The following is a 25,987-nucleotide window of genomic DNA, read 5'->3' as shown; positions in this document are numbered from 1 at the left end:
CAGGGTCTGCGAATCCCCGGATCGGTAGACCCCTGATGCCACATCCTGTGATCTCGCGTCCCCTGATCCGTTGTCCGCTGATCTGCCGTCCGCTGATCTGCCGTCCCTTGATGCGGCATCTCCCGGCTGACGGTCCGCGGATCGGCGAGCCCCGGACCGAGGAGACCCGGATCGGTGAACCCTGGACCGAGGAGACCCGGATCGCTGAACCCCGGACCGGCGACACCCGGACCGGCGACACCCGGATCGGTGAACCCTGGACTAGCGAATCCCGGACCGGCGAGCCGGGGATTCGGGATCCGCCGATCGCCAGGTCTCTCCTCCGGCCGGGCCGGACCGTTCACGCTGGTGGTGCAACGGACCGCCGACGGAAGGTAGTTGCCATGCATCTCAGGCGAGCTCGACACGAGGGCGAGGGGTACGTCTCATGACGTGGGTGCGATTCCGCTTCCCGCCTGTTAGCCCGTTATGGGGAAACCGCCGCGCACGAGCGCCCGGCGGACCGGGCGGCTGGGACCCTGAGCCCCATGACAGAGGCCGACCAGCCGTGCGCCCCGCGGACCTTCGACCACGTGGTGGCACGGATGCGGACGATCGATACCGTGTTGCCGCCGCACGACGGGGTGGCGATCTTCAATCGGGTGTACCTCTCGGTCACCGAGGAGGTCGGGCAGCGACTGATCACCGGCCATTTCCACAACCCGGCAGCGACCGAGGAGCTGGCCGTGCGGTTCGGCGGACGCTATCTGGCCGCCCTCGACGCGGTGGCGGCCGGGCGGCGACCGCCCGCCTGTTGGCGGCCGCTGTTCCAACTGCGCCGCCACCCCGCGGTGCGTCCGCTCCAGTTCGCCCTGGCGGGCATCAACGCGCATATCGGCTACGACCTGGCGCTGGCGCTCATCAGCACCTGTCACGGACGGGAGTTGGAACCGGCGGCGCTGGAAGGGGACTTCGACCGGGTCGGCGAGGTGTTGGTCAGGATGGAGGAGCGCATCCGCGAGGAGTTGATGCCGGGTCCCGACCTGCTGGATGTGGCCGACCCCTTCACCCACCTGGTGGGTGCCTGGAGTCTGGAGCGCGCACGGGACGCGGCGTGGGCCACCTTTCGCACCCTGTGGGGCCTGCGTGGGCTTCCGGAGGTGGCGGAGGAGTTCTCCGATCGGGTGGACGCCGGCGTGGGGCTCGTCGGCCGCTGCCTCCTCACGCCGCTGGGCTGACCGCCCGGCGGACCGCGCTCCGGTGCCCGGACATGGATGCGGGCCGCCGCCACGCGTGTCGCGGCGTGGCGGCGGCCCGGGTCTCGGGGAGGGGGAGAGCGGCCCGAACGACGCTGGGAGCGTCAGTCCTCCGGCAGCTCCACCGGGGCGATCTCGTCGTAGAGGTCTCCGGGGCCCGGGTTGGTCGGGTCGGTCTCGCCGCCGAACTGCTTCATGACACCCCAGACCGCGTTGAGCGCGGTCTGCACGGCGCCCTCGGCCCAGCCCGCCGTCCAGGAGATGTCGTCACCCGCGAGGAAGATGCCGCGCTTGTCCTCGGGCAGGCGGTCCTGCATGAAGTGGGTGAACAGACGGCGCTGGTAGCGGTAGTGGCCGGGCAGGTTGGCCTTGAACGCGCCCATGAAGTAGGGCTCGTTCTCCCAGGAGACGGTCACCGGGTTGCCGATGATGTGCTTCCGGATGTCGACCTTCGGGTAGATCTCGCCAAGCGACTTGAGCATGACCTCCATGCGCTCGCTCGCGGACAGCGGCAGCCACTTGAGGCTGTCGTCGCACCAGGTGTAGGAGAGGCAGATGACGGCGGGCTGGTCCGGCCCGTTGTCCAGCAGGTAGGTGCCGCGGGTCATCCGGTCGGTGAGCGTCATGCTCATCGTGTCCCGGCCGGTCTCCTCGTCCTTGTCCAGCCAGAACGGGCGGTCGACCGGCACGAACAGCTTGGAGGACTCCATATAGTGGGTGCGCTCCATCGCCGTCCAGTGGTCGATGGGGAACAGCGCGTCATCACACTCGATCTTCGACAGCAGCATCCAGGACTGCGCGGTGAAGATGGCGGCGCGGTAGGTGCGGATGTCGCCGGAGGCGTCGGTGACGGTGATGCGGTTGCCCGCCGTGCGGTGCAGCCGGGTCACGGCCGGGCGCGGCGTGCCGTCGTGCAGGCTGGCCAGCGAGGTGCCCTGGGGCCAGTGCACGAGCTTCTGGGGCTCGCGCTCCCACAGCCGCAGCGGAAGCTGCTGGCTACCGCCGACGATGCCGCGGTGGTGGTCGTCCGCCTCGGTGTAGACGACGCGGAGGATCTCCAGGATGGAGTTCGGAAAGTCGGTGTCCCAGCCACCGGTGCCGAAGCCGACCTGTCCGAAGATCTCCCGGTGACGGAAGGACTTGAAGGCCGGGGAGTCGCAGAGGAAGCCGTAGAAGGTCTGGTTGTCGAGCTTCTCGACGAGCTGCGCCCAGATCTCGCGGATGCGCGGGATGTCCCGCTCACGGATGGCGCGGTTCATGTCGGAGAAGTTCGCGCCCTCCTCCAGGCAGGCGTTCCAGGCGTCCATGACCTGGCGGTAGACCTCGGGAAGGTCGTCGATGGTCTCGGCGTAGTGCGACTCACCCTTGAGGTCTACGACGGTGGAGGGGGTGTCCGGGGCCAGGGGGTTGGGGAACGGCTTGGTCTCCAGACCCACCAGGTCGATGTAGTGCTGAAGGGCGGTGGAGCACGGCGGGAACCGCATCGCGCCCATCTCGGCGTTCAGCGAGTCGTCACAGCCCTCGAAGCCGACGGTGCGCAGCCGGCCGCCGATCTGGTCGGCCTCGTAGACGACGGGCTTGAGGCCCATCTTCATCAGCTCGTACGCGGCGACGATGCCGGAGAGGCCACCGCCGATGACCGCCACCTCGCCGCCGTGCTCGGTGGCGGGTATCTGGCCCAGGCCGGCCGGGTGCGCCAGGTAGTCGTCGTAGGCGTAGGGGAAGTCCGGGCCGAACATGGTGACGGGCGGAAGGGGGGACTGCTGCGGGTCCTGGTCGTCATGGACGGCGGTGGGCACCGTGGACGTCATCGGCTGGACTCTCCTACTTGCGGGGTGATCGGAACGATCGAGGGGGTGGTGCGATGGTTCAGGCGAGCGAGGCGTACAGCTCGGGGCGGCGATCGCTCAGATAGGTGTTCTCGGCCCGGGACGCCTTCAGCGAATCGGTGTCCACATCGGCGGTGACCAGGTCCTCCGCCGCGCCGGCGCGGGCGCGGGCGGTGCCGTCGGGAGCGGCGAGGCAGCTGAGCCCGGCGAAGTGGAACTCGCCCTCGAGGCCGCAGCGGTTGGCGTACGCGATGTAGAGCTGGCTCTCCCAGGCGCGGGCCGGGAGGAGGGTCTGCGGGACGATCTCGTACGGGCGCATCAGTGCGGTGGGGACCGCCAGCAGCTCGGTACCGGCGAGGGCGTGGGCCCTCACGGTCTCCGGGAACTCGACGTCATAGCAGATCAGAAGGCCGATCCTGACGCCGTCCAGCTCTGCCTGGACGACCGGCTCGTCGCCGGGAGTGAAGTGGGCGGTCTCGAAATCGCCGAAGAGGTGGGTCTTGCGGTAGTTGGCGAGGCGGCTGCCGTCGGCCCCGAAGAGCTGGACGGAGTTGTAGAGGGTGTCGCCGTCGCGCTCGGGGTAGCCGCAGGCGATCGCGATGCCGTGCTCGGCCGCGATCCGGGCCAGGGCCGTGGCCCCGGGGCCGTCGGCGGGCTCCGCCAGCTCCGGTACCGCGTCGCCGATGGCGTAGCCGGTGAGGAAGAGCTCCGAGGTGACGAGCAGCCCCGCTCCGGCCGCCGCGGCCCGGCCGGCGGCGTCGCCGAGGACCTGGAGGTTGGCCGACACGTCGCCGGGGTGACCGGAGCTCTGGAGCAGGGCGGTGCGCAGCGACGGCATGGCAGACCTCGGGCGGGGGCGGGTACGGGACGTACAACCAGCAGGGGGACGTAAAGAACCGTACGGTTCTCGGCCGAGCACGAACAAGGCTTGACCATTGCGGACAGGGCGTCGATTCGAAACGGGAACCCGCCCCGACGCGTCGATTCATTGCGCGGGGCCGGCCAGTGTGTCGGCGACCACGTCCCGGACGAGGCCACGAAGCCAGATATGGCCACCGTCCGCCTCGTGGCGGGGGTGCCAGGCCATGGCGAAGGGCAGCGGAGGCAGCTCAAGCGGCACCTCGAAGGTGCGCAGGCCCAGCGCTGCCACGGCCGGCGCGTCGACCCGCTCCAGGGCGAGTCCGATGGCGTCGCCGCGCAGCAGAAGGAAGAGGGAGGCGGCGAAGGTGGGTGAGGAGGCGACCACGCGGCGACGCAGGCCATGGGCGGCGAGGGCGGTGTCGATGGGGCCGGACAGCCGGCCGCGCCGGGAGACCACGAGGTGGTTGGCGGCAGCGAAGCCACGGAGGGTGACGCTTCCCTCGGCGAGGGGGTGCCCGGGGCGGACCACACCGACCATGCGGTCCTCCAGCAGCGGCTCGACGCGGACCTCCGGCTCATTGCGGTCGATGACGCCGATCTCGAGGTCGACGGTGCCGTCGCGGAGGGAGGGCACGCCGGTGCTGGGCTCGGCGAGGAAGCGCAGGGTCACCCCTGGCGCGGTGCCGGCGACGCGGTCCAGCAGGCCGGCGCCGAACGCCATGACATGGGCGTCGTGCGCGCTGAGGGTGAAGGCGCGGCGGAGGGTGGCGGGGTCGGCGGGCGAGCCGGCGGCGAACAGTGCGCGGGCGTCGTCCACGAGCCGGCCCACCTCGGCCCGGATGGCCAGCGCGCGGGGGGTGGGGACCATATGACGCCCGGCTCGGACCAGCACCGGGTCACCGAGGGCACGCCGGATGCGGCCGAGGGTGCGGCTCATGGCCGGGCCGGAGAGTCCGAGCCGGTCGGCGGCCCCGGTCACGCTCTCCTCCTCGAGCAGGGCGTCCAGCGCGACCAGCAGGTTCAGATCGACACGGTGGGCCGGTAGACCGCTCTCACCAGGTTCAATGCGCATGACGCAAGTATTCCTTGCTGACGTTGCATTTGAAAGCAATAGGGGGCGTCCCTACCGTCGTCGAGGTCAGTCCCAGACAGCAGTACTCATCAGTGCTCTTCACTTCGGGGGTCTCTTCGTCATGTCGGCAACCCTGTCCGCCAAGGCGCCGCCGCGCTCCGCGGCGAGCGGGCGCCATCGCGCGGTGCTCATCGCGATGTGCGCCTGTGTGCTCGTCGCGCAGTCGCTTGTCGCCGCCATCAACCTCGCCATCCCGCAGCTGTCGGCGAGCGATCTCCGGCCGTCACCGTCGCAGCTGCTGTGGATCGTCGACACCTACGTCATCGTCTTCGCCGGACTGCTGATCCCGGCGGGGGCGCTCGGCGACCGGCTGGGCCGCAAGGGCGTGCTGCTCGCCGGTCTGTCCCTGTTCACCGGCGGCGCCGCGCTGTGCGCACTGGCGACGACCGTGCCGTTGTTGCTGGCCGGGCGGGGGGTGTCGGGCGCGGGGGCCGCCCTGATGATGCCCGCCACCATGTCGCTCCTGCTCCAGGTCACCGCCCCCGAGCGACGCGCGGCGGCCATCGCCGGCTGGAGTTCGGCGCTGGCCGTGGGAGGCATCCTCGGCAACACCGGCGGCGCGTTGATCATCGAGTATCTACCGTGGCAGGGACTCTTCTGGGCCTACGTACCGCTGGGCGCCGCCCTGTTGCTGTGGGCGGCCCGGGTCGCTCCGCGCGCCCCCCGAGGCACCGCGAACCTCGACGCCCCCGGCTCCGCCCTGCTCATCCTGGGCCTCTTCGCCCTGCTCTACGGGATCATCGAGGCCCCGGGGCACGGCTGGGGCTCGACCCCCGTCCTGGGCGCTTTCGGTCTGGCCGCGTTGCTCCTCGCGCTCTTCACCTGGCATGGGCTGCGCGCCGCACAGCCGGTGCTCGACCCGCGGGTCTTCCGGCTGCCCGCCGTGCGGGCCGGGGCGCTCGGCATCGCCGCCGCCTTCTTCGGGATGTTCGCCCTCTTCTATGTGAACGCGCAGTTCCTGCAGTACGTGAAGGGCTTCAGTGCGTTGCAGGCCGGTATCGGCGTGCTCCCGGCGGCCGTCGGCATGATGCTGGTGACCCAGCGAAGCATCGGCTGGGCGCGCCGGCTGGGCACCCGCCCCACGGTCGTCACCGGGCTGCTGCTCCTCGCCGCCGGGCTGACGGCCATGTCGACGGCCGACTCCGGCACGCCGTACCCGCTGTATGCGGCGTACATGTTGATCACGGCCACGGGTTGCGGGATGACGATGCCGTCGCTCTCCCACTCGGTGATCACCGCCCTGCCGCAGACGAAGGCGGGGGTGGGCTCCGGCCTGAACGCCGCCGCCCGCGAGCTGGGGGCCGCCCTGGGGATCGCCGTCATCGGCACCGCCCTGTCCATACGCTTCTCCGACCGGCTCCCGGCCGCGCTGGGCGATAATTCCGACTCGGCCGCGCAGGCACTGGCCGCCGCGTCCCGACTCGGAGACGGGGTGCGTAGGGAGGTGGTGTCGGCATACACGGACGCGGTCGGGGTGGGCTATCGCATAGCGGCCGTGGTGCTGGTCGTCCTCGCGACGGTGGTGGCGGCATGGCTTCGACCGCCGGCCACAGAGGCAGGCGGAGGAGCGAGGCCGTAACGGAGCAGGAGAGGCCGGGGCGGGGCGCGGCGGGGGCGTGGGGCGGCGGGGCGCGGCCGGGGCTATCCGGTGGTCAGCCCGAAGACGACGATGAACACCAGCCAGCACAGCGCCACCAGTGCGGCGCCCACGACATGGACGCGGAGGGAGTTCGCCCGATCGGGCACCAGCCAGAAGGCGAACGCCCGGTTGACCAAGGGCATCAGCAGCCAGGTCAGCACGCTGACACTGAGCACATTGCCGATGAACAGCCCCACGTACCCGGGCACGCCGAGCTCGTCGAGGTCATGACCCACCGTCAGATTCAGGATCATGACGGTCGGATAGAGCGCCAGGACGACGGACATGGCCTGCTTCCAGTTGGGTGGAATGCCCTTGTCCGCCCCTTCGCCGAACCGGAACCAGCCGCTGAACGCCGATGCGATCTTCCGCACGTCATAAGCGGAGAAGTACTGACGCCCCTCCTCCAGCAGCTTCTTGCGCGCCTCGGAGTCGAGCCACCGGTCGAGGTGCTCACGGGTGTCGTAGCGGAAGACGACCACCCAGCGGTCCTGGACTCCCTGGACGGGCTTGAACAACTCCGACCCCATGAAGCCCGATTGCTTCTCCTGCTCGGCGAGGACCTTGTCCTGCCACCGCATGAAATCCCGCTCCCGCCCGGGCCGCACCTCGTGCGAGATGACCGCCGTCACCACATCGCGGGCCGGCGTGCCGCCGGCGAGGATCTCCTGGGTCGGGGAGCCATCGAACAGAGGGCGGCCCTCGTCGAGGAGTTCCCGGCGGGCGGAGGACTCCAGCCAGGCGGTCAACTGGTCGACACGGGAGAAGCGAAAGACGACGACCCACTCGTTGGCTTCACCGGGGGTCGGCGGATACAGCTCCGTTCCCTCGAACCCGTCGAATTCACGCACGACTTGGTTCGTCTTCTCCTGCCAGCGGCGGTAGTCGTCGTCACGCCCCGGTCGCACACGCTGGGAGGTCACCACCGTGGCGTTGTCCCCGCCGACACCGCCGAGGTCACGGCTTGCACCAGCACCCATACCGAGTAGTCTAGATCGAAAGGGAGTTATCCACCAATTCGGACAAATTACGAGGTGGGAGGAGGTGAAAGGGAGGGACGACGAGACCGGGCACCGAGACCGGGCACGTCGAGTGAACAGCAGGGCGACGCGGACAAGGTGACGTCGGAGAACGGACAGACGAGCGACAGACGAGCAGCGTCGAGACACAGGGCAGCGGAGAGACCGCAGCGGAGAGACAGAGAGACGGGCAAGAGACGGGCAGGGTTCTCATGGATCACAAAGAGTGTCTGACCGAGGCCGTGCGACTGGCCACCGAGTCCGTGGTGAACGGCTGGGGCGGCCCGTTCGGCGCGGTGATCGCCCGAGACGGGGAGATCATCGCCCGGGGCCAGAACCGGGTGCTACTCACCGGCGATCCCACCGCACACGCCGAGGTGGAGACGATCCGCAAGGCGATCCAGCGTCTCAACCCGGAGGCTCCTTCGATCGCCGAGGACTACCAGAACGAGAGCACGCTGCAGTACGTGCCACGCCCCGACGGGTCCCCCGATCCCGTACCGGAACGCGCCCGCATGCTCCAGGGGTGCTCGATCTACATCAGCGGCGCCCCGTGCCCGATGTGCATGAGCGCCATCTACTGGGCGCGGATCGACGCCGTCTACTTCAGCTGCGACCTGGACGCCACCCGGGCGATCGGCTTCGACGACGCCTATCAGTACGAGGACTTCCAGCGGTCGTTGGACCAGCGGCGGATCAAGATCGAGCAGATCCACCCCGAGCTGGGCGCCGAGGCGTACAAGGCGTGGAGCGACAAGAGCGACCGCCACCCGTACTGACGCGCCGTGGGCGCCACCCGTTACTCATGCAAAACGGCCCCCTCCCATCGAAACGGCCCACTTCGAAGGAAACAGCCCCCGAACGAAAACGGGCCCGCCCCCGGATGAACGGGGGTGGGCCCACCTCTGACGGGTCGAGCTCTGACGGGGCGCGCTCTGACGGGTCGAGATCGGGAAGCGCTTCAGGCGGGCGAGCCCGAGGTGTAGCGCCGCAGCAGGGGCGAGAGGACCAGCACCGACTTGGTGCGTTCCACGAACGGTTCGCCCGCGATCCGCTCCAGCACCCGCTCGAAGTGGCGCATGTCGGAGGCGAAGACCTGGACGATGGCGTCGGCCTCCCCCGTGACGGTGGAGGCGGACGCCACTTCCGGATAGCGCGAGAGCCCGCGGTGGATGTCCTGCGGCGAGGTGTTGTGACGGCAGTAGAGCTCGATGAACCCCTCGGTCTCCCAGCCGAGCGCCGCCGGGTCCACCCGAACCGTGAATCCGGTGATGGCACCCTCCGCCCGCAGCCGGTCCACGCGCCGCTTCACGGCGGGCGCGGACAGGCCGACCTCCGCGCCGATGTCGGCGTACGAGCGGCGGGCATCCTCGGCGAGGGCGTGGACGATGCGTTCGTCCAGGTCGTTCAGTCGCACTGCGGGGGAATCACTTCTCTGCGGTGGCCAATGGGAGCGGCGCTTGCCGTTGCCCGAAGTAGATCACAGCGGGGTCGCTGTCACGGGCGTCGCCAACGGCTCGCCCCTACCTGCTGCTTCATGTCTTCCCACATCTTCTCGTGGCTCTCCTGACCTTGCCAAACCGGCCGCGGTGGCCGGTCGTCACGGCGGCGCCCCGGAGGGAGGAGACGAAGAAGAGAGGCCTGAGGCGGCTTCGCGGGACCGCGTGGTGCGATCCCAAGCCCCTCAGGCCCCTCGTGGAGCGTCTCAGGAGGTGGGCTACTCGGCGTCCGCGACGCCGGCGGCCGCGAGGGCGTCCGACGTGCCGGAGGTCGCCAGCCGGGAGCGGCGCATGCCGTAGCCGAAATAGATCACGAAGCCGACGGCCATCCAGACGCCGAAGACGATCCAGGTGATGGTGTCCAGGCTGCCCATCATCCACACGCAGAAGCCGAAGCCGATCAGCGGGAAGAGCGGGGAGAGCGGCACCCGGAAGGTGCGGGGCATCTCGGGGCGGGTGCGGCGCAGCACGATCACCGCGATGTTGACGAGGGCGAAGGCGAACAGGGTGCCGATGCTGGTGGCGTTGGCGAGCTCGCCGAGCGGGATCAGCGCGGCCAGGATGCCGCAGAACAGCGAGACGATCACGGTGTTGGCGCGCGGGGTGCCGGTGCGCGGGTTGACCTTGGCGAACACCTTGGGCACCAGGCCGTCGCGGGACATCGCGAACATGATGCGGGTCTGGCCGTAGAGCACGGTCAGCACGACGGAGGCGATGGCGATGACGGCGCCGGCCGCAAGCAGCACGGCCCAGAAGTTCTGGCCGGTGACGTCCTCCATGATCCCGGCCAGGTCGGCCTCGGAGCCGCTGAAGTTCTTCCACGGCCGGGCACCGACGGCGACGAAGGCGACCAGGACGTACAGCGCGGTGACGATGCCCAGCGACAGCATGATCGCGCGGGGCAGGTCACGCTGCGGGTTCTTCGCCTCCTCGCCGGCCGTGGACGCGGCGTCGAAGCCGATGTACGAGAAGAAGAGGGTGGCGCCGGCGGCGCTCACGCCCGCCATGCCCAGCGGCATGAAGTTCTCGTAGTTGCCGGACTTGAAGCCCATGAAGCCGATGGCGCAGAAGAGCAGCAGGGCGGCGATCTTCACCACGACCATGATGGTGTTGGCGCGGGCGGACTCCTTGGCCCCGCCGAGCAGGAACACCATGGCCAGCAGGACCACGATCAGCGCGGGCAGGTTGAACAGCGCGCCGTCGACCTCACCGGGCGCCGCGGAGAGCGCGGCCGGGATGGTGACCCCGATGGTGCCGTCGAGCAGCTCGTTGACGTACTCGCCCCAGCCGACGGCGACCGCCGCGACCGATACGCCGTACTCCAGGATCAGGCACCAGCCGCAGACCCAGGCGACGAGCTCGCCCATCGTGGCGTAGGCGTAGGAGTACGAGGATCCGGAGACCGGGATGGTGCCGGCCAGCTCCGCGTAGGAGAGCGCCGAGAAGAGCGCGGTGAGTCCGGCGATGACGAACGAGAGGGTGACCGCGGGGCCGGCCTTGGGGACCGCCTCGCCGAGCACGACGAAGATGCCGGTGCCCAGCGTCGCACCGATGCTGATCATGGTCAGCTGCCACATACCGAGGGAGCGGCGCAGCGTGCCACCCTCGCCGTGACCGCCCTCCGCGACAAGCCGCTCGACGGGCTTGCGCCGCATCAGGGCGCCGAAACCCCCGGCAGCAGGGGTCGGCTTGTCGCTGACGGGCGAGGGTACGCCTTGGTCCAACACAGGGGTGGCTCCTTTATCGCTGCCGGTCAGATGAGCTCGATGGGCGGTGACCAGCGGCGGACGTGCGGGTGCGCAGACATGCGCGGGAGACCCGCAAGTGAGGAACCGCCGAGCTGACGGTTCCCGCCACTCCACGTACAGCGCAAGACCATACGAGCTGGATGGCTGCGCTCGTAATGCATCATTATTGCGTATACGCGTGCGAACGTTGCGCCTCGATGGTTCGTACAGGGAATTGTTGCACGCGCCACGCATGACAAGATCATTGGCTACTTTCACCCGATTGCTGCGATACGGCGTATTTGCGGAATCGTTGGTCGGGGCGTGACCAGACACAGCCCGCGGCCCCACGGCAGCACGGAACCGGATGGACGGCCATGACCTACCCGGACCCGGAAACCGCCGGCCAGACGGCTGGCTACAGCCCCGGTCATTACCCCGGCCACCACACCGGTCATACGACGCACAGCGGCCACGCGGCCGGCCACCAGGTCGGCTACGGGGGCTACTCCATGGGCTCCGTCGACCCCTCGATCGGGGCCTTCGACTCCTCGATCGGAGGCTTCGACCCCTCGGTCGGGGCCTTCGACCCGTCGGTCCGGACCTTCGACCCGTCGGTCGGAGCCTTCGACCCCTCGGTCGGGACCTTCGACCCGTCGGTGCGGACCTTCGACCCGTCGGTCGGAGCCTTCGACTCCTCGGTCGGGGCCTGGAACGAGCCGCTCGACACCACCCTCAGCGGCAGCTACCCGGGGTACGCGGGGCCGCTACCGGCCGCCGAGACCTTCGACGACCGCTGGGACCTGGACGGCGACCTCGCGCGCCTTCTGCAGTCGGCCTCCGCCGAGGAGTCGCCGCCGCCCCCCGAGGACCCGACCCCGGCCCCGGCGCCGCCGACCCCGACCGCCTTCGTGCGCGGCCGGGGACGACGCCGCCGGGTCCGCTTCCGCCGGCCCAACATGCCCTGGCTGCGGCTCTTCAGCCTGGTCTTCGCCGCGCTGACCACGGTGATCGTCGCCATACTGAGCGTCCTGAGTGGGATGATCTCCTACGGCCCGCTGCGCTTCGTGGCCTCCCCCAGCACCTCCCGGGAGCTGGTCGACTGGTGGCCGGTGCTGGTGTACGGGCCCTGGCTGGTCGCCTCGCTCTCGGTGCTGCGGGCCGCGCTGCACCGCAGGCGTCCGGGGAGCTCCTGGGCGGTCGTGGTGCTCTTCTCCGCCATCGCGGTCTTCCTGTGCATCGCCCACGCGCCGCGGACGGTGCCCGGCATCGCCGTCGCCGCCCTGCCGGCCGTCGCCGCGCTGCTCTCGTTCCACCAGCTGGTACGGCAGATCACCCTGACCAGCCCGCCGCGCCACGCCCTCCCCCGGCAGCGTGGCCCCGAGTCGCACTCGTCGGGGCAACACGCCGCCACATCGCGCGGCTGACATCGGGCCCGGCGCCGGCGCGCCGGACCGCGCCCCCGGCGAGCCGCTCCCCGTGGCTCCACCACCTCATGCCCAAGTATCAGAGCCCACGCCCGGATCTCAGAGCTCATGCCCGGATCTCAGAGCCCGGATGTCGGAGACGCCGTCGGCCCCGGTCACCATGTGACCGGGGCCGACGGAAGAGGGGTCACCCCGAGGGGTGCCCGAGGGGGCGACGGCGCGTCAGTTCCAGCTGGCGTGCAGCGGCTTGCCCTCGGCGTAGCCCGCGGCGCTCTGCACGCCGACGACGGCACGCTGGTGGAACTCCTCCAGCGAGCCCGCGCCCGCGTAGGTGCAGGAGCTGCGGACACCCGCGATGATCGAGTCGATCAGGTCCTCCACGCCCGGGCGGGCCGTGTCCAGGAACATCCGCGAGGTGGAGATGCCCTCCTCGAAGAGCGCCTTGCGGGCCCGGTCGTAGGCCGACTCCTCCGCGGTGCGGTTGCGCACCGCGCGGGCGGAGGCCATGCCGAAGCTCTCCTTGTACGGACGGCCGTCGGCGGTGTGCTGGAGGTCGCCCGGCGACTCGTAGGTGCCGGCGAACCACGAACCGATCATGACATTGGACGCGCCCGCGGCCAGGGCCATGGCGACGTCACGCGGGTGCCGGACGCCGCCGTCCGCCCACACGTGCTTGCCCAGCCGGCGCGCCTCGGCGGCGCACTCCAGCACCGCGGAGAACTGCGGGCGGCCCACCCCGGTCATCATCCGGGTGGTGCACATGGCGCCCGGGCCGACACCGACCTTGATGATGTCCGCGCCGGCCTCGACCAGGTCGCGCACGCCCTCGGCGGCGACGATGTTGCCCGCCACGATCGGCACCTGCGGGTCGAGCGCCCGCACCGCCTTCAGCGCGCTGATCATCGACTCCTGGTGGCCGTGCGCGGTGTCCACCACCAGGGTGTCCACGCCGGCGTCCAGCAGCGCCTTGGCACGGCCGGCCACATCGCCGTTGATGCCGACGGCGGCGGCGATCCGCAGCTTGCCGGTGGCATCGGTGGCCGGGGTGTACAGGGTGGCGCGCAGCGCGCCCTTGCGGGTCAGGATGCCCGCGAGCCGGCCGTCCGCGTCCACGGCGGGGGCGAGCTTGCGGTGGGCGGTGTCGAGGCGGGTGAAGGCCTCGCGGGGGTCGATGTCCGCGTCGAGGAGCAGCAGCTCCCTGGACATGACCTCGGACAGCTGGGTGAAGCGGTCCACGCCGGTCAGGTCGTGCTCGGTGACGATGCCCACGGGGCGGTCGTCCTCGACCACGACACCCGCGCCGTGGGCGCGCTTGGGCAGCAGGGCGAGCGCGTCGGCGACGGTGGAGGAGGGGTTGAGCACGATCGGGGTGTCGAGCACCAGATGACGGCTCTTGACCCAGGTGATGACGTCGGTGACGACGTCGAGCGGAATGTCCTGCGGGATGACGACGAGGCCGCCGCGGCGGGCGACCGTCTCGGCCATCCGGCGTCCGGCAATCGCGGTCATGTTGGCGACCACGAGGGGGATGGTGGTACCGGTGCCATCGGGGGCGGAGAGGTCCACGCCCTGGCGGGAACCGACCGCGGAGCGGCTCGGAACCATGAACACATCGTCGTACGTCAGGTCGTACGGCGGCTTCGAGTCATTGAGAAAACGCACGTACTTCATTCTCACACGGCCAGGGCCTGGAACCCCCTGGGCCGAAGCTCCCAAGCCTGGGAAAGCGCCTGGTCGATTCATCCAAACCGGGCGGGGTTCCGCGCCGCGGAGCGGTCCGCGGGCGACTCGGGGACGGCCTCGCCGGGCGCCGGCCGCCTTCAGATCCCGTAGCTACGCTCACCCGGGCCCCCGCCACGACCGCACGCCGCGCGAGGATCGCCCACCGCGCGGGATCGTCCGGCGCACGAGGATCGCGCACCGCGCGAGGATCGTCCGGCGTACGCGGATCGCCGGGACGGTGGACGAGGCCGGGGCGCGGCAGGAGATCCCGCCGCGCCCCGAACCATCTCTTCGAGCCTTGTGCGCCGTCCGGGCCCGCGCCTACGCGCCGTCCGCGCCTACGCGCCGTCCGGGTCCGCGCGGTCCAGGGCGGGGCGCGGCCCCGGGCCGGTCTCCAGCAGCAGGTGGTCGGCGGCGGCGGTGTCCGTCACCAGGCTGGTCACCAGCCCGGAGCGGAGCACCGCGCCGATCGCCGCCGCCTTGCGGCGCCCGCCGGCGATGGCGACGACCTCGGGGATCCGGCGCAGCCGGTCCGCCTCCACCGTGATGCACCGTTCGCCCAGGTCACGGCCGATGCGGCGGCCGTCCGCGTCGAAGAGGTGGGCGGACATCTCGGCCGCGGCCCCGAGGGAGGCGTAGTGCGCCCGCTCCTCCTCCGTGAGCATGTCGTAGACGGTCGAGATGCCCGCCTCCCAGGAGCCGATGGAGACGGCGGCCACCGTGACCTTGTCGAAGTACTCGAAGGCGCGGGCGATGCCGGTCTGCCCGCGCAGCGCCGCCGCGGTGGCCGGGTCGGGCAGCAGCATCGGCGCGTAGATCGGGTGTGCCTCGCCGCCCGAGACCGCGGCGGCGCGACGCACCGCCTCCACCGAGCCGCGCTCCGCGGTGCCCGCGTCGTACACGCCGGTGAGCTGCACGACGGTGCACGGCGGCAGCCGGTGCAGGGCGGCCGCCATGTGGATGGTGGACCGGCCCCAGGCCAGACCCAGCACGTCCCCCTCGGTGACCAGCTCGCCCAGCAGGTCCGCGGCGACCTCGCCCAGGTTCTCCGGGTCCGGGGCGTCGTCCTCGGCGTCGGCCGGTGACTCCACGACGACGGCGTGCCGCAGTCCGTAACGGGCCCGCAGCGCGTCGGAGCGCTCCGCGTCCAGCTCCGCCGGGACGCGGATCTCGATGCGCACCAGGTCGCGCTCCAACGCCGTCTCCAGCACCCGCGCGACCTTGAAGCGGCTGACGCCGAACTCCTCGGCGATCTGGATCTTGGACTTGCCCTCAAGGTAGAAGCGGCGCGCCATGGCCGCCGCCTGCACCAGTTCGGCGGGTCCCATCCGCGTGGCTGAACGGCCGCCCGTCGACACCGCGGTCTCCTCACTGTTCACGTTCTGGACTCACCGTCATCCTGTCAGAAACGGCGGTCTTTGAATTGTCCTTGAGCCGGGAGTTCACCAAGCGGTGGCTCAATGGCCGCATGCCCAGGACGCGGAGGCGGTCGCGCCCTGCGCCTGCGCGCGCAGGTTCCGCACGGCCTCGGCCGGATCCTGGGCGCCGTACACGGCGGAGCCGGCGACGAAGACGTCCGCCCCAGCCTCAGCACACCGCTCGATGGTGTCCGCGGAAACCCCGCCGTCCACTTGTAGCCACATCTCCAGGCCGTGCTTGGCGATGAGCTCCCGGGTGCGCCGGATTTTCGGCAGCATGATGTCGAGGAACGCCTGGCCGCCGAAGCCGGGCTCGACGGTCATGATCAGCACCATGTCGAGCTCGGGCAGCAGATCCTCGAACGGTTCTATGGGGGTGGCCGGCTTGAGCGCCATCGACGCCCGCGCCCCCTTGGCCCGGATCTCCCGCGCCAGCCGTACCGGGGCGGCGGCCGCCTCCCCATGGAAGGTGACCGAGCCCGCGCCCGCCTCGACGTACTGCGGGGCCCAGCGGTCCGGGTCCTCGATCATGAGGTGGCAGTCGAGCGGGGTGTCGGTCGCCCGGCTGAGCGACTCCACCACCGGCACGCCGAGCGTCAGATTCGGGACGAAATGGTTGTCCATCACGTCGACGTGCAGCCAGTCTGCGCCTTCGACGGCCTTGGCCTCGTCCGCCAGGCGGGCGAAGTCGGCGGAGAGGATGCTGGGATTGATCTGTACGGCCATGGCGCCAAGCCTGCCACGCCCGCCGCCCGGGTGTACCGCCGGGACCGGTCTCACCTGCGCCGGCGGCCCGACGGCCGTCCCGGGGGAACGGTCGTCGGGCCGTGGCGCGGACCTCTCGGAGCCGGTGGCGGGCGCCGTCAGGCGGTGCGCCGCAGCAGGGCCAGGTACATCGCGTCGGTGCCGTGCAGGTGGGGCCAGAGCTGCACGTCCGGCCCGTCGCCGAGGGCCAGCACGCCGGGCATCAGCGGCCGGGCGTCGATCCACTCGGCGGAGGCGGCAGCCGCGCCACGCCCCTTGAGCACGTCGTCGACGACGGCCCGGGTCTCGGCGAGGTGCGGCGAGCAGGTCGCGTACCCCACCACGCCGCCGACCCGCACCGCGTTCAGCGCCTCGCGCAGCAGACCGCGCTGGAGCGGCGCGAAGCCCTCCAGGTCCTCCGGGCGCCGTCGCCAGCGCGCCTCCGGCCGCCGCCGCAACGCGCCCAGACCGCTGCACGGCACGTCCACCAGCACCCGGTCGAAGATGCCGGGGCGCCAGGCGGGCCGCGTCCCGTCGGCGGTGATCACCTGGTACGGGCCGGGGTTGCCGCGCAGCGCCCGCTCGACCAACCGGGCACGGTGCTGCTGCCTCTCCGACGCCAGCAGCATGGCGCCGCGCTCCGCGGCCAGCGCGCCCAGCAGCGCCGCCTTGCCGCCGGGCCCGGCACAGCCGTCCAGCCAGCGGGCGTCGGAGCCCTCCAGCGGGGCGTTGGCCAGCGCGATCGCCACCAGCTGGCTGCCCTCGTCCTGAACGCCGGCGCGCCCCTCGCGGACCGCGTCCAGCGCGCCCGGCTCGCCGCCCTCGGCCAGCCGCACGGCATACGGCGACCAGCGCCCCGGCACCCCGCCCTCGCTGCCCAGCGCGTCCAGCAACTCGGCCCGCTCGGCCCGGCCCGGCCGGGCGACCAGGGTCACCTCGGGCCGCTCGTTGTCGGCGGCCAGCAGGTCCTCGATCCCGGCGCGCCCGCCGCCGAGGGCGTCCCACAGCGCGGAGACGACCCAGCGCGGGTGCGCGTGCACGACCGCCAGGTGGTCCTCGGGGTCCTCGTCGTACGGGGGCGCGACCCGCGCCAGCCAACCGTCCAGGTCGTCGGCGGCGATCCGGCGCAGCACGGCGTTGACGAACTTCGCCCGCCCGTCGCCGAGCACCACGCGCGCCAGCTCCACGCTCGCCGACACGGCGGCGTGCGGCGGGATACGGGTACCGAGCAGTTGGTGCGCGCCCAGGCTGAGCACGTCCAGCACCGGCGGGTCGACCTCCCGCAGCGGCCGGTCCACGCACTCCGCGATGATCGCGTCGTAGGTGCCCTGCCAGCGGAGCGTCCCGTAGACCAGCTCGGTGGCGAGCGCGGCGTCCCGCCCGTCGAAGTCGCCGGCCTCGCGCGCCTTCCGCAGCAGCGGCGGCAGCACCAGGTTGGCGTACGCGTCCCGCTCGTCGACGGCCCGCAGCGCCTCGAAGGCGAGGATCCGCACGGGGTCCTTCTGGGGACGACGGTAGGTCTTGGCGGGCCGGTGACGGCGCGGCTGATCAGTCACGAAAGGTGCTCCGGATCGATATCGACGTACCGCCCCACCCTACGTCGGGCGGGCGCGGCGGGTCGGCCCGGCGGAACCCCTCCGACGCGGGGGCGCGGGGCTGCGGGGCGTCCCGGGCTCGTACGCGCCCGGGACGCACGGTGCCGCCGCGCCGCGCGCGCCCCGGGCCCCACGTGGGCGGGGTACTGCCCCGCGTGCGGCGGCGTACGGACGAACGGTGTCGGTTCCGCGCGCACGGCGGGGAACCGCGTCGGGCCTACGCCCCCAGGTGCTCCCCGCCCGCGATGCGCACCCCGCGCGCCCAGTCGGCGGCCTTCATCGGCTTCTTGCCCTGGGGCTGGACCCAGAGCAGCTCGACCGCGTGGCTGCCGGTGCCGGCGTACACGGCGTTCTTGGTGACGGCGAGCTCGCCCGGGGCCAGGTCGGTGCGGTCGGGCAGCAGGGCCACGGACATGACCTTGAGCCGCTCGCCGCGGAAGACGGTCCAGGCACCGGGAGCCGGGGCGCAGCCGCGCACGACGCGGTCGACCCGCAGTGCGGGCGTCGTCCAGTCGAGCCGGGCGTCCTCCACGGTGAGCTTCGGCGCGAGCGAGACGCCGTCAGAGGGCTGCGGCACGGCGTTCAGGGTGCCGTCCTCGATGCCGTCCATGGTCGCGGCCAGCAGCCCGGCGCCGGCGAACGCCAGCCGGGTCAACAGGTCGCCGCTGGTGTCGGTGGGGCGTACCCGCTCGGTCAGCACACCGAAGACGGGGCCCGAGTCCAGCCCCTCCTCGATAAGGAAGGTGGAGGCGCCGGTCACCTCGTCGCCGGCGAGCACCGCGTGCTGCACCGGCGCGGCGCCGCGCCATGCGGGCAGCAGCGAGAAGTGCAGGTTGACCCAGCCGCGGGCCGGGATGTCCAGCGCCACCTTGGGCAGCAGCGCCCCGTACGCCACCACCGGGCAGCAGTCCGGGCCGATCTCGCGCAGCCGGGCCAGGAACTCCTCGTCGCGCGGCTTCGCGGGCTTCAGGACCTCGATCCCCGCCTCCTCCGCGCGCTGCGCGACCGGGCTGGCGACCAGCCGCCGTCCGCGCCCGGCGGGCGCGTCGGGCCGGGTGACGACGGCCACGACCTCGTGCCGGTCCGAGGCGAGCAGGGCGTCCAGGGCGGGTACGGCGACCTCGGGGGTGCCGGCGAAGACGAGCCTCATGGGTGGCGAACTACCTCTCACACGCAGCGGAACGACGCATCAGTCTATGGCGCCGCCACCCCGGGGGCCCGGGCCCGGGGGTCACCGACCGGGAACGGCCGGTCGCGGACGGTGCGGCCCACCGGCTCGCGGGGGCGGGCGACCGGCTGGCGGGGGGCGTACGCGAGCCCCCGCGCACGCCCCGGACCGTGACCAAGACGGTGGGTGCGGCGTTGGGTCAAGCGAGATTGACCGTATCGGGCCGCCGCCGCGGCCCGATCGTCTTCCTTCACTCCCGTCCCCTTCCAACGCCGGTTCGAGAGGCTTGTTCATGGCCGACCATGCAACCCACGACGCCCAGGCACGGGCCAGCCTGCACCTGCTGGTCCGGGACATTGAGCGGGTCCGCCGCCAGGTGGACGCGCTGCGCACGCTCACCGCGCAGCTCGGCAATGTCTACCGCCCACGGCGCACCGGCCCGTCCGCGGGCTTCGTCGTGTACGGGCGCGCCCCCGCTCCCACGGTGCGCCTCGCCCAGGAGCTGCGGGACAGCGTCGAAACGCTCGTCACGGCGGCGGTCGACTTCGACCGCTCGCTCGGCTTCTCGTGGGACGCGGTGGGCTCGGCGCTCGGGGTGACCAAGCAGGCGGTGCACCGCCGCTACGGCGCCCGCCGGACCGCCGCGCAGACGGTCGCCGACCCGGTGGCCGAGGCGTCGGCGCGCACCGTCACCGCGACGGCGGAGCCGCCGTGCGTCCCCGCCGTGGCCACCGTTCCCTCGGTGCCCGCCGCCCGCTCGGTCCCGATGTCGGGGCAGTCCGCCGTCGCGGCGCTGCGCGAGGAGGCCCGCCACGGTGCCCTCCCGGGCCCGCGCAACGGCTGATCCCCATCGCCCCCGTGTGCCCGCTCCGACGGCTGGCGGACGGGGGCGGCGCCCGTCCCCGTCCCCGGCCCGACGTCCCTCCCCCGTCGCCGGCTCCGCCGCCCCACGGCGGGTCTGGCCGATCCCGGGCCACCGCCCTCGACGCCCTCGCGCCCTCGGCCGCGCCGTCCGGGCCGCCCCCGGCGGCGCGTGCTCCGCGGCGCTCTGACCTCGGCCCCGCCGACAGGGCCGGGGCATCGCGGGCGCGTGCTCCACGGCATCCCCCGAATACCCTCTGCCATCGCGGCGGCCCGCCTCGGCCACGCCCTCGCGACGGCCACGCCGCCGCCCCGCCACCGGTCCGTGCACCCGCGGGCGCCTGCTCGGTGGCCTCGCGCCGGCGCTCTGGGCCATGCCCTCCGCGCCGCCCGTGACCGCTTACCCCACGGCGCCGACGCCACCGCCCTCGGCCACGCCCGCCGCGGCGCCCGCGGCCGCCCGGCACCCCCGTCGCCGTTCGGCGCGCGCGCCGACGTTCCTCCGTGGCGTCGGCGCCCGCGTCACCCGATGTCCGGCGGATCGATCCGCACCCGCACCGGCGGCCCCTCCCGCCGCACCAGGCGGGCCGCGTGCGCGGCCTTGAGCGCGGCGGCCAGGGCCGCCCCGTTCCCCGGGCGTACGCGCAGCAGGGCCCGCTCCCAGGTCTCGCCGGGCGGTGGGGCGCCGGGGCGGCGGGGACCGCCGAAGTCGCCCCCCGGCACCGGGACCGGGCCGAGCACCTCGGCACCGTCGGGAAGACGAAGCGTCTCCAGGAGGTCGGCGACGGCCTCCGGCGGGCCGGAGACGGAGGCCATCCGGGAGACCGGTGGAAAGCCGAGCTGGGCGCGTTCGGCCAGCTCGCGTGCGGCGTGTCCGGCGGGGTCCCAGCGGACCAGCGCCTGGACGGGGCGCAGCGTGGGCTCCGCTATGACGACGACGGTGCCGTCCTCGCCCTGGGGTCGGACCAGCGCGGCGGCGGTCAGCCAGCGGTGCAGGCTGTCCTCTCCGGCGCGCAGGTCGGGGCGGCCGAGCAGGGCCCAGCCGTCGAGCAGCAGGGCCGCCGCGTAGCCGCCCTCGGCGACGGGCTCGGCGCCGGGCGTGCTGACCACCAGGGCCGGCTGCCCGGGCACGGTCTCCAGCACATGGTCGCGCCCGGAGGTGCGGACCGGGACCGAGGGGAAGGCCCGGCCCAGCTCCTCGGCGGTGCGCCGGGCGCCGACGATCCGGGCCCGCAGCCGCGTCCCGCCGCAGGCGGAGCAGTGCCAGGCCCGCTCGCCGCGCCCGCACCAGCCGCAGCACAGGGTGTCCGCGTCGGTGGCCTCCAGCGGGCCGGAGCAGTGCCCGCAGCGGGCCGGCTCCCGGCAGCGCTCGCAGGCCAGCCGCGGCACATACCCGCGGCGCGGCACCTGGACCAGCACGGGTCCGCGCGACAGCCCGTCGCGCACCGTCTGCCAGGCGAGGCTGGGCAGCCGGGCGGCGCGGGCGGCCGGGTCCCGTGCCTGTTCGGTGTCGGAGACCGTGCGGATCAGGGGCGCGGCGGCGCGGACCTGCTCGCGGTCGGCCTCCAGGGGCAGCGCCCAGCCGTTGTCGACGAGCTGGGCCGCCTCCACGGTGCGTCCCAGGTCTCCGGCGAGGAAGCCGGCGCGCTCGTGGACCGCGCGCAGCAGCAGCACGTCGCGGGCGTGCGGCTGCGGGGCGTTGGTGTCGCTGTGGCTGGAGCTGCCGTCGTCCCAGATGGCGACCAGCCCGAGGTCGCGGACGGGGGCGAACATCGCCGCGCGGGTGCCCACGACGGCCCGCACCGACCCTCGGCTGACCGCCAGCCAGCGTCGGTAGCGCTCCTGCGGCCCGGAGTCGGCGACCAGCAGCGTGTGGTGCCCCTCTCCCAGCAGCGCGGTCAGGGCGGCGTCCACCCGGGCGGCGGACCGGCCGTCGGGGAGCACCGCCAAGGCGCCGCGCCCGGAGGCGAGCGTCGTGGCGATGGCGGTGGCGAGCTCGTGCGGCCAGTGCGGGCCGGGCAGCGCGGTCCACACGGCCCGTGGCGCGCCGTCCCGCGCGAGCGCGTCCAGGAAGCCCGGACCGGCCGGGTACCGCGACCAGCTGCCCACCGGAGGTCGCGACGGCGGCGCGGCGGGCGGCGGGGAGGGCTGGGACTCGGCCTTGCCGTTGCGCGGCGGTATCGCCAGCTGCAGGACGTCCGCCAGCGATCCGGCGTAGCGGTCGGCGACCGCCCGGCAGAGCGCGAACAGCTCCGGGCTGAGGACCGGCTCCGGTGACAGCACCTGGGCGAGCGCGGCCAGGGGGCCGCGGTAGTCGGACTCCGCGACGCGCTCGATGATGTAGCCGTCGAGCAGTCCGCCGCCCTCTCGGCGGCCCTGCCGCACGTTCCCGGTGCCGGCGCCGAACCGCACCCGCACCCGCACCCCCGGCTGCGCCTGAGCGTCCAGGTCCGCCGGGACCGCGTAGTCCCACAGCTTGTCCAGGTGGACCGGGCCCTTGTCCACGAGCACCCGAGCCACCGGCCGCTCGGCCGCCAGCGCCGCCCCCCGCCAGGTCCGCGGCCTGGCCTTCGGCACCTTGGCCGCCTGCCGCACCGTCTCCCGGATGAGCGCGAGCTGCTCACCCCCGGGCGGCACCGCCGCCGGGTCCGGGGACTGCTCGTTCTCGCTGCTCACAGCTTCAGTCTTAGCAGAGACCACCGACAGTGACGCGACCACCGACGGGGTGTGCGCCCCGGCGGCCGACCGGCCCCGACGGCGGTGTCTCGATCACCGGGACGCCGCCGGGCACGCGTACGGCCCCGGGCACCCTCCACGGGCGTCCGGGGCCGTACGGCGAACGGCGTCTGTCCGGTGGTTACAGACCCACGGCCGCGCGGAGCGCGTCCACGCGGTCGGTGCGCTCCCAGGTGAAGTCCGGCAGCTCACGGCCGAAGTGGCCGTAGGCGGCGGTCTGGGCGTAGATCGGGCGCAGCAGGTCGAGGTCGCGGATGATCGCGGCCGGGCGGAGGTCGAAGACCTCGCCGATCGCCTGCTCGATCTTCTCGGCGTCGACGGTGGCGGTGCCGAAGGTCTCCACGAAGAGACCGACCGGCTCGGCCTTGCCGATGGCGTAGGCGACCTGGACCTCGCAGCGCGAGGCGAGGCCGGCGGCGACCACGTTCTTGGCGACCCAGCGCATGGCGTAGGCGGCCGAGCGGTCGACCTTGGACGGGTCCTTGCCGGAGAAGGCGCCGCCACCGTGGCGGGCCATGCCGCCGTAGGTGTCGATGATGATCTTCCGGCCGGTGAGGCCCGCGTCACCCATGGGGCCGCCGATCTCGAAGCGACCGGTCGGGTTCACCAGCAGGCGGTAGCCGTCGGTGTCCAGCTTGATGCCGTCCTCGACGAGCTCCTTGAGCACGTGCTCGACGACGAACTCCCGGACGTCCGGAGCCAGCAGCGAGTCCAGGTCGATGTCGGAGGCGTGCTGCGAGGAGACGACGACGGTGTCGAGGCGGACGGCCTTGTTGCCGTCGTACTCGATGGTCACCTGGGTCTTGCCGTCGGGGCGCAGGTAGGGGATGGTCCCGTTCTTGCGGACCTCGGTGAGGCGGCGGGAGAGCCGGTGCGCGAGGTTGATCGGCAGCGGCATCAGCTCGGGCGTCTCGTCGCACGCGTAGCCGAACATCAGGCCCTGGTCGCCGGCGCCCTGCCGGTCCAGCTCGTCGCTCTCGTCACCCTCGGCGGAACCCTCGACGCGGGCCTCGTACGCCGTGTCGACACCCTGGGCGATGTCCGGGGACTGCGCGCCGATCGAGACCGACACCCCGCAGGAGGCGCCGTCGAAGCCCTTCTTCGACGAGTCGTAGCCGATCTCCAGGATCTTGTTCCGCACGAGCGTGGCGATCGGCGCGTACGCCTTGGTCGTGACCTCACCGGCCACGTGCACCAGACCGGTGGTGATCAGGGTCTCGACGGCGACCCGGGACGTGGGGTCGTCCTTCAGCAGAGCGTCGAGGATCGTGTCGCTGATCTGGTCAGCGATCTTGTCAGGGTGGCCCTCGGTGACAGATTCCGAGGTGAACAGGCGGCGGGACACATCGCTCCCTGGGGTTGCAGCGGCTGCTGGCTGATCATTGGTAGAACCGCCCGGGAGCTGCGCCCGTCGCGGTTCCTCCGCCAGTTTATCCGGCGTTTGTGCTGGTTGGGCATTCGGTATCGAAGAACGGGCGTGCCGTGACCGGGAACATACCTGTTCCCCGACGGAAAAGGGTCTTGGCAGAGCGGCGAGAACGTGCCATCTGCACCGGTTGGCCGGGAGCGGTACCTCCGCCTCCGCCGGAACAGTCTCTTCCGTCGCACCCGCCACACCTGACGCATGCCTCTTCCGCTGTACGGGACCCCGTTCCCCCTGGGATCCGTTCCGCCGCCGGGGTCCCGGCCGGCTCAGCCGTCCAGTCGGGCGTCAGCCCTCCAGCCGCTCCGCGACCAGATCCCACACCGTGTCCGCCAGCGCCTCCTTCGGGCCGTACGGCACCGGCGTCTCGGTGCCGTCGGCGCCCAGCACCACGGCCTCGTTCTGCTCCGAACCGAAGGTCTTGCGCTCGCCGACCTCGTTGACGACCAGCAGGTCACAGCCCTTGCGGGCGAGCTTGGCGCGGCCGTTGGCGAGGACGTCGTCGGTCTCGGCGGCGAAGCCGACGACCAGCTGGTCGGGGCGCGCGCGGTCGGCGGAGAGTTCGGCGAGGACGTCGGGGTTGCGCACCAGCGCCACGGGCTCGGGGTCCTGGCCGTCGCGCTTCTTGATCTTTCCGGTGGCGTAGTGGGCCGGGCGGAAGTCGGCGACGGCGGCCGCCATGACCACCACATCCGCGTCAGCGGCCGCCTTCAGGGCCGCCTCCCGCAGCTGCACGGCGGTGCCCACCCGCACCACGTCGACCCCGGCGGGGTCGGGCAGCTCGGTGTTGGCGGCGAGCAGCGTCACCCGGGCGCCGCGGGCCACGGCGGCGCGCGCCAGGGCGTAGCCCTGCTTCCCGGAGGATCGGTTCCCCAGGAACCGCACCGGGTCGAGCGGCTCGCGGGTGCCGCCGGCGCTGACCACCACATGGCGGCCGGCGAGATCCGGCCGCACGCCCTCCGCGCCGCGCGCCAGCACCCGACGGCAGACCTCGAAGATGTCGGCGGGCTCCGGGAGGCGCCCCTTGCCGGTGTCGACGCCGGTGAGTCGACCGACGGCCGGCTCGATGACCACGGCGCCGCGACGGCGCAGGGTGGCGACGTTCTCCTGGGTGGCCGGGTGCTCCCACATCTCGGTGTGCATGGCCGGGGCGAAGACCACCGGGCAGCGGGCGGTGAGCAGGGTGTTGGTGAGCAGGTCGTCGGCGAGGCCGTGGGCCGCCTTGGCGAGCATGTCCGCGGTGGCGGGGGCGACGACCACCAGGTCGGCCTCCTGGCCGATGCGGACGTGTGGCACCTCGTGGACCGTCTCCCAGACCTCGGCCCCGGCGGGGTTCCCGGACAGGGCGGCCCAGGTGGCCTCGCCCACGAAGTGCAGCGCCGAGGCCGTGGGCACCACCCGGACGTCGTGCCCCGACTCGCTGAGCCGGCGCAGCAGCTCACACGCCTTGTAGGCGGCGATCCCGCCGCTGACCCCCAGAACGACCTTGGGCTTGTCCGTCATGACCGCCTTCTCCGCCGCCTTCTCCATGGTTCGCGCTCCCCGCACTGCCACTACGTGGTGTGCACCGGTGGTGTGCACACATGAGGTGTACCTCTCCCATGACACACCACGGGCCCGGCAGCGGTGCTGCCGGGCCCGTGGTGTGAGCGGAACGACTACTGCGCCGGGGCCTCGACGGCCTCGGAGGTCAGCAGACCCGCGTTGATCTCGCGCAGCGCGATGGAGAGCGGCTTCTCGTGGACGTGGGTGTCCACCAGCGGGCCGACGTACTCCAGCAGGCCCTCGCCGAGCTGCGAGTAGTACGCGTTGATCTGGCGCGCACGCTTGGCGGCGTAGATCACCAGGCTGTACTTCGAGTCGGTGGCCTCAAGCAGCTCATCAATCGGCGGGTTGATGATGCCCTCGGGCGCGGTGATGGAAGAGGACACGCTCTGCCTTCCGATGGGGTG

Annotated in this window: 20 protein-coding genes; 5 read left to right on the top strand and 15 right to left on the bottom strand. The window is 72.4% G+C overall.

Translation table 11 applies throughout. The features are described 5' to 3' along the window. Positions 1 to 527 precede the first annotated feature (527 nt). Positions 528 to 1,217, top strand: coding sequence for a DUF5995 family protein (locus tag CD790_RS08915; RefSeq protein WP_144382486.1), 690 nt, complete (start codon positions 528 to 530; stop codon positions 1,215 to 1,217). Positions 1,218 to 1,339: 122 nt separating this feature from the next. On the opposite strand, the gene CD790_RS08910 is transcribed toward CD790_RS08915, so the two are convergent. From CD790_RS08910 to CD790_RS08900, 3 genes are all read right to left on the bottom strand, one after another. Further along, on the bottom strand, positions 1,340 to 3,046 hold the full coding sequence (locus tag CD790_RS08910; RefSeq protein ID WP_144382485.1) for an NAD(P)/FAD-dependent oxidoreductase: 1,707 nt from the start codon (positions 3,044 to 3,046) through the stop codon (positions 1,340 to 1,342). A 58-nt stretch (positions 3,047 to 3,104) separates the two neighbouring features. Beyond that, entirely contained in the window at positions 3,105 to 3,902 is a 798-nt protein-coding gene (locus CD790_RS08905; RefSeq protein WP_144382484.1) for a carbon-nitrogen hydrolase family protein, read from the bottom strand. Positions 3,903 to 4,049: 147 nt separating this feature from the next. Continuing rightward, positions 4,050 to 4,997, bottom strand: a complete 948-nt coding sequence (locus CD790_RS08900; protein ID WP_144382483.1) for a LysR family transcriptional regulator — start codon at positions 4,995 to 4,997, stop codon at positions 4,050 to 4,052. Between the two features lie 121 nt (positions 4,998 to 5,118). Between CD790_RS08900 and CD790_RS08895 the strand changes: the two genes are divergently transcribed. Next, positions 5,119 to 6,636, top strand: a complete 1,518-nt coding sequence (locus CD790_RS08895; protein ID WP_144382482.1) for an MFS transporter — start codon at positions 5,119 to 5,121, stop codon at positions 6,634 to 6,636. Positions 6,637 to 6,698: 62 nt separating this feature from the next. Here the strand turns inward: CD790_RS08895 and CD790_RS08890 are convergent, their stop codons facing one another. Next, the gene (locus tag CD790_RS08890) at positions 6,699 to 7,676 is read right to left on the bottom strand and encodes an antibiotic biosynthesis monooxygenase (RefSeq protein WP_144382481.1); all 978 of its coding nucleotides are present in this window, start codon (positions 7,674 to 7,676) and stop codon (positions 6,699 to 6,701) included. A 251-nt stretch (positions 7,677 to 7,927) separates the two neighbouring features. Between CD790_RS08890 and CD790_RS08885 the strand changes: the two genes are divergently transcribed. Further along, positions 7,928 to 8,494, top strand: a complete 567-nt coding sequence (locus tag CD790_RS08885) for a nucleoside deaminase (RefSeq protein WP_144382480.1) — start codon at positions 7,928 to 7,930, stop codon at positions 8,492 to 8,494. 182 nt (positions 8,495 to 8,676) lie between these two features. Here the strand turns inward: CD790_RS08885 and CD790_RS08880 are convergent, their stop codons facing one another. Both CD790_RS08880 and CD790_RS08875 read right to left on the bottom strand, forming a co-directional pair. Further along, complete coding sequence (locus CD790_RS08880; protein ID WP_144382479.1) at positions 8,677 to 9,132, bottom strand: Lrp/AsnC family transcriptional regulator; 456 nt, start codon at positions 9,130 to 9,132, stop codon at positions 8,677 to 8,679. 300 nt (positions 9,133 to 9,432) lie between these two features. Then, positions 9,433 to 10,941: an amino acid permease gene (locus CD790_RS08875; RefSeq protein WP_186318932.1), complete on the bottom strand. Its 1,509-nt coding sequence runs from the start codon at positions 10,939 to 10,941 to the stop codon at positions 9,433 to 9,435. Positions 10,942 to 11,318: 377 nt separating this feature from the next. Between CD790_RS08875 and CD790_RS08870 the strand changes: the two genes are divergently transcribed. Continuing rightward, positions 11,319 to 12,368, top strand: a complete 1,050-nt coding sequence (locus CD790_RS08870; RefSeq protein ID WP_260867433.1) for a DUF2637 domain-containing protein — start codon at positions 11,319 to 11,321, stop codon at positions 12,366 to 12,368. Positions 12,369 to 12,590: 222 nt separating this feature from the next. Here CD790_RS08870 and CD790_RS08865 read toward each other — a convergent pair whose 3' ends face one another. The 5 genes from CD790_RS08865 to fmt all read right to left on the bottom strand — a co-directional run bounded on the left by CD790_RS08865 (position 12,591) and on the right by fmt (position 18,997). Continuing rightward, the gene (locus CD790_RS08865; RefSeq protein WP_186318931.1) at positions 12,591 to 14,039 is read right to left on the bottom strand and encodes a GuaB1 family IMP dehydrogenase-related protein; all 1,449 of its coding nucleotides are present in this window, start codon (positions 14,037 to 14,039) and stop codon (positions 12,591 to 12,593) included. Positions 14,040 to 14,428: 389 nt separating this feature from the next. Then, the gene (locus CD790_RS08860) at positions 14,429 to 15,418 is read right to left on the bottom strand and encodes a sugar-binding transcriptional regulator (RefSeq protein WP_144382777.1); all 990 of its coding nucleotides are present in this window, start codon (positions 15,416 to 15,418) and stop codon (positions 14,429 to 14,431) included. A 129-nt stretch (positions 15,419 to 15,547) separates the two neighbouring features. Then, positions 15,548 to 16,234, bottom strand: coding sequence for a ribulose-phosphate 3-epimerase (gene rpe, locus CD790_RS08855; RefSeq protein ID WP_144382477.1), 687 nt, complete (start codon positions 16,232 to 16,234; stop codon positions 15,548 to 15,550). A gap of 137 nt (positions 16,235 to 16,371) precedes the next feature. Next, positions 16,372 to 17,808, bottom strand: coding sequence for an RsmB/NOP family class I SAM-dependent RNA methyltransferase (locus CD790_RS08850; protein ID WP_144382476.1), 1,437 nt, complete (start codon positions 17,806 to 17,808; stop codon positions 16,372 to 16,374). A 256-nt stretch (positions 17,809 to 18,064) separates the two neighbouring features. Beyond that, positions 18,065 to 18,997 (bottom strand): methionyl-tRNA formyltransferase, encoded by a 933-nt coding sequence (gene fmt, locus CD790_RS08845; RefSeq protein WP_144382475.1) that lies wholly within the window; start codon positions 18,995 to 18,997, stop codon positions 18,065 to 18,067. A 310-nt stretch (positions 18,998 to 19,307) separates the two neighbouring features. Here fmt and CD790_RS08840 point away from each other — a divergent pair, with 310 nt between their 5' ends. Further along, a complete protein-coding gene (locus tag CD790_RS08840; RefSeq protein ID WP_144382474.1) occupies positions 19,308 to 19,859 on the top strand; it encodes a hypothetical protein in 552 nt (183 codons plus the stop codon). Between the two features lie 539 nt (positions 19,860 to 20,398). On the opposite strand, the gene CD790_RS08835 is transcribed toward CD790_RS08840, so the two are convergent. From CD790_RS08835 to rpoZ, 4 genes are all read right to left on the bottom strand, one after another. Next, positions 20,399 to 22,552 carry a primosomal protein N' gene (locus tag CD790_RS08835; RefSeq protein ID WP_144382473.1) on the bottom strand — a complete coding sequence of 718 codons (2,154 nt, stop codon included), beginning with the start codon at positions 22,550 to 22,552 and terminating at the stop codon, positions 20,399 to 20,401. Positions 22,553 to 22,733: 181 nt separating this feature from the next. Beyond that, complete coding sequence (metK, locus tag CD790_RS08830; RefSeq protein WP_144382472.1) at positions 22,734 to 23,957, bottom strand: methionine adenosyltransferase; 1,224 nt, start codon at positions 23,955 to 23,957, stop codon at positions 22,734 to 22,736. 366 nt (positions 23,958 to 24,323) lie between these two features. Continuing rightward, a complete protein-coding gene (gene coaBC / locus CD790_RS08825) occupies positions 24,324 to 25,565 on the bottom strand; it encodes a bifunctional phosphopantothenoylcysteine decarboxylase/phosphopantothenate--cysteine ligase CoaBC (protein ID WP_260867430.1) in 1,242 nt (413 codons plus the stop codon). A 128-nt stretch (positions 25,566 to 25,693) separates the two neighbouring features. Then, positions 25,694 to 25,966: a DNA-directed RNA polymerase subunit omega gene (rpoZ, locus tag CD790_RS08820; RefSeq protein ID WP_030360466.1), complete on the bottom strand. Its 273-nt coding sequence runs from the start codon at positions 25,964 to 25,966 to the stop codon at positions 25,694 to 25,696. Positions 25,967 to 25,987 lie beyond the last annotated feature (21 nt).

Source organism: Streptomyces sp. SAJ15 (assembly GCF_007595705.1).
Taxonomy (GTDB): Bacteria; Actinomycetota; Actinomycetes; order Streptomycetales; family Streptomycetaceae; genus Streptomyces.
The sequence above is the reverse complement of the archived record's forward strand: the minus strand, read 5'-3'. Positions and strand labels throughout refer to the sequence as shown.

What these genes read in the sequence shown, in the direction of transcription:
- CD790_RS08915 (WP_144382486.1), top strand. Translation starts at nt 528, where the DNA reads ATGACAGAGGCCGACCAGCCGTGCGCCCCGCGGACCTTCGACCACGTG.
- CD790_RS08910 (WP_144382485.1), bottom strand. Translation starts at nt 3,046, where the DNA reads ATGACGTCCACGGTGCCCACCGCCGTCCATGACGACCAGGACCCGCAG.
- CD790_RS08905 (WP_144382484.1), bottom strand. Translation starts at nt 3,902, where the DNA reads ATGCCGTCGCTGCGCACCGCCCTGCTCCAGAGCTCCGGTCACCCCGGC.
- CD790_RS08900 (WP_144382483.1), bottom strand. Translation starts at nt 4,997, where the DNA reads ATGCGCATTGAACCTGGTGAGAGCGGTCTACCGGCCCACCGTGTCGAT.
- CD790_RS08895 (WP_144382482.1), top strand. Translation starts at nt 5,119, where the DNA reads ATGTCGGCAACCCTGTCCGCCAAGGCGCCGCCGCGCTCCGCGGCGAGC.
- CD790_RS08890 (WP_144382481.1), bottom strand. Translation starts at nt 7,676, where the DNA reads ATGGGTGCTGGTGCAAGCCGTGACCTCGGCGGTGTCGGCGGGGACAAC.
- CD790_RS08885 (WP_144382480.1), top strand. Translation starts at nt 7,928, where the DNA reads ATGGATCACAAAGAGTGTCTGACCGAGGCCGTGCGACTGGCCACCGAG.
- CD790_RS08870 (WP_260867433.1), top strand. Translation starts at nt 11,319, where the DNA reads ATGACCTACCCGGACCCGGAAACCGCCGGCCAGACGGCTGGCTACAGC.
- CD790_RS08865 (WP_186318931.1), bottom strand. Translation starts at nt 14,039, where the DNA reads ATGAAGTACGTGCGTTTTCTCAATGACTCGAAGCCGCCGTACGACCTG.
- CD790_RS08860 (WP_144382777.1), bottom strand. Translation starts at nt 15,418, where the DNA reads ATGGGACCCGCCGAACTGGTGCAGGCGGCGGCCATGGCGCGCCGCTTC.
- rpe (WP_144382477.1), bottom strand. Translation starts at nt 16,234, where the DNA reads ATGGCCGTACAGATCAATCCCAGCATCCTCTCCGCCGACTTCGCCCGC.
- fmt (WP_144382475.1), bottom strand. Translation starts at nt 18,997, where the DNA reads ATGAGGCTCGTCTTCGCCGGCACCCCCGAGGTCGCCGTACCCGCCCTG.
- CD790_RS08840 (WP_144382474.1), top strand. Translation starts at nt 19,308, where the DNA reads ATGGCCGACCATGCAACCCACGACGCCCAGGCACGGGCCAGCCTGCAC.
- coaBC (WP_260867430.1), bottom strand. Translation starts at nt 25,565, where the DNA reads ATGGAGAAGGCGGCGGAGAAGGCGGTCATGACGGACAAGCCCAAGGTC.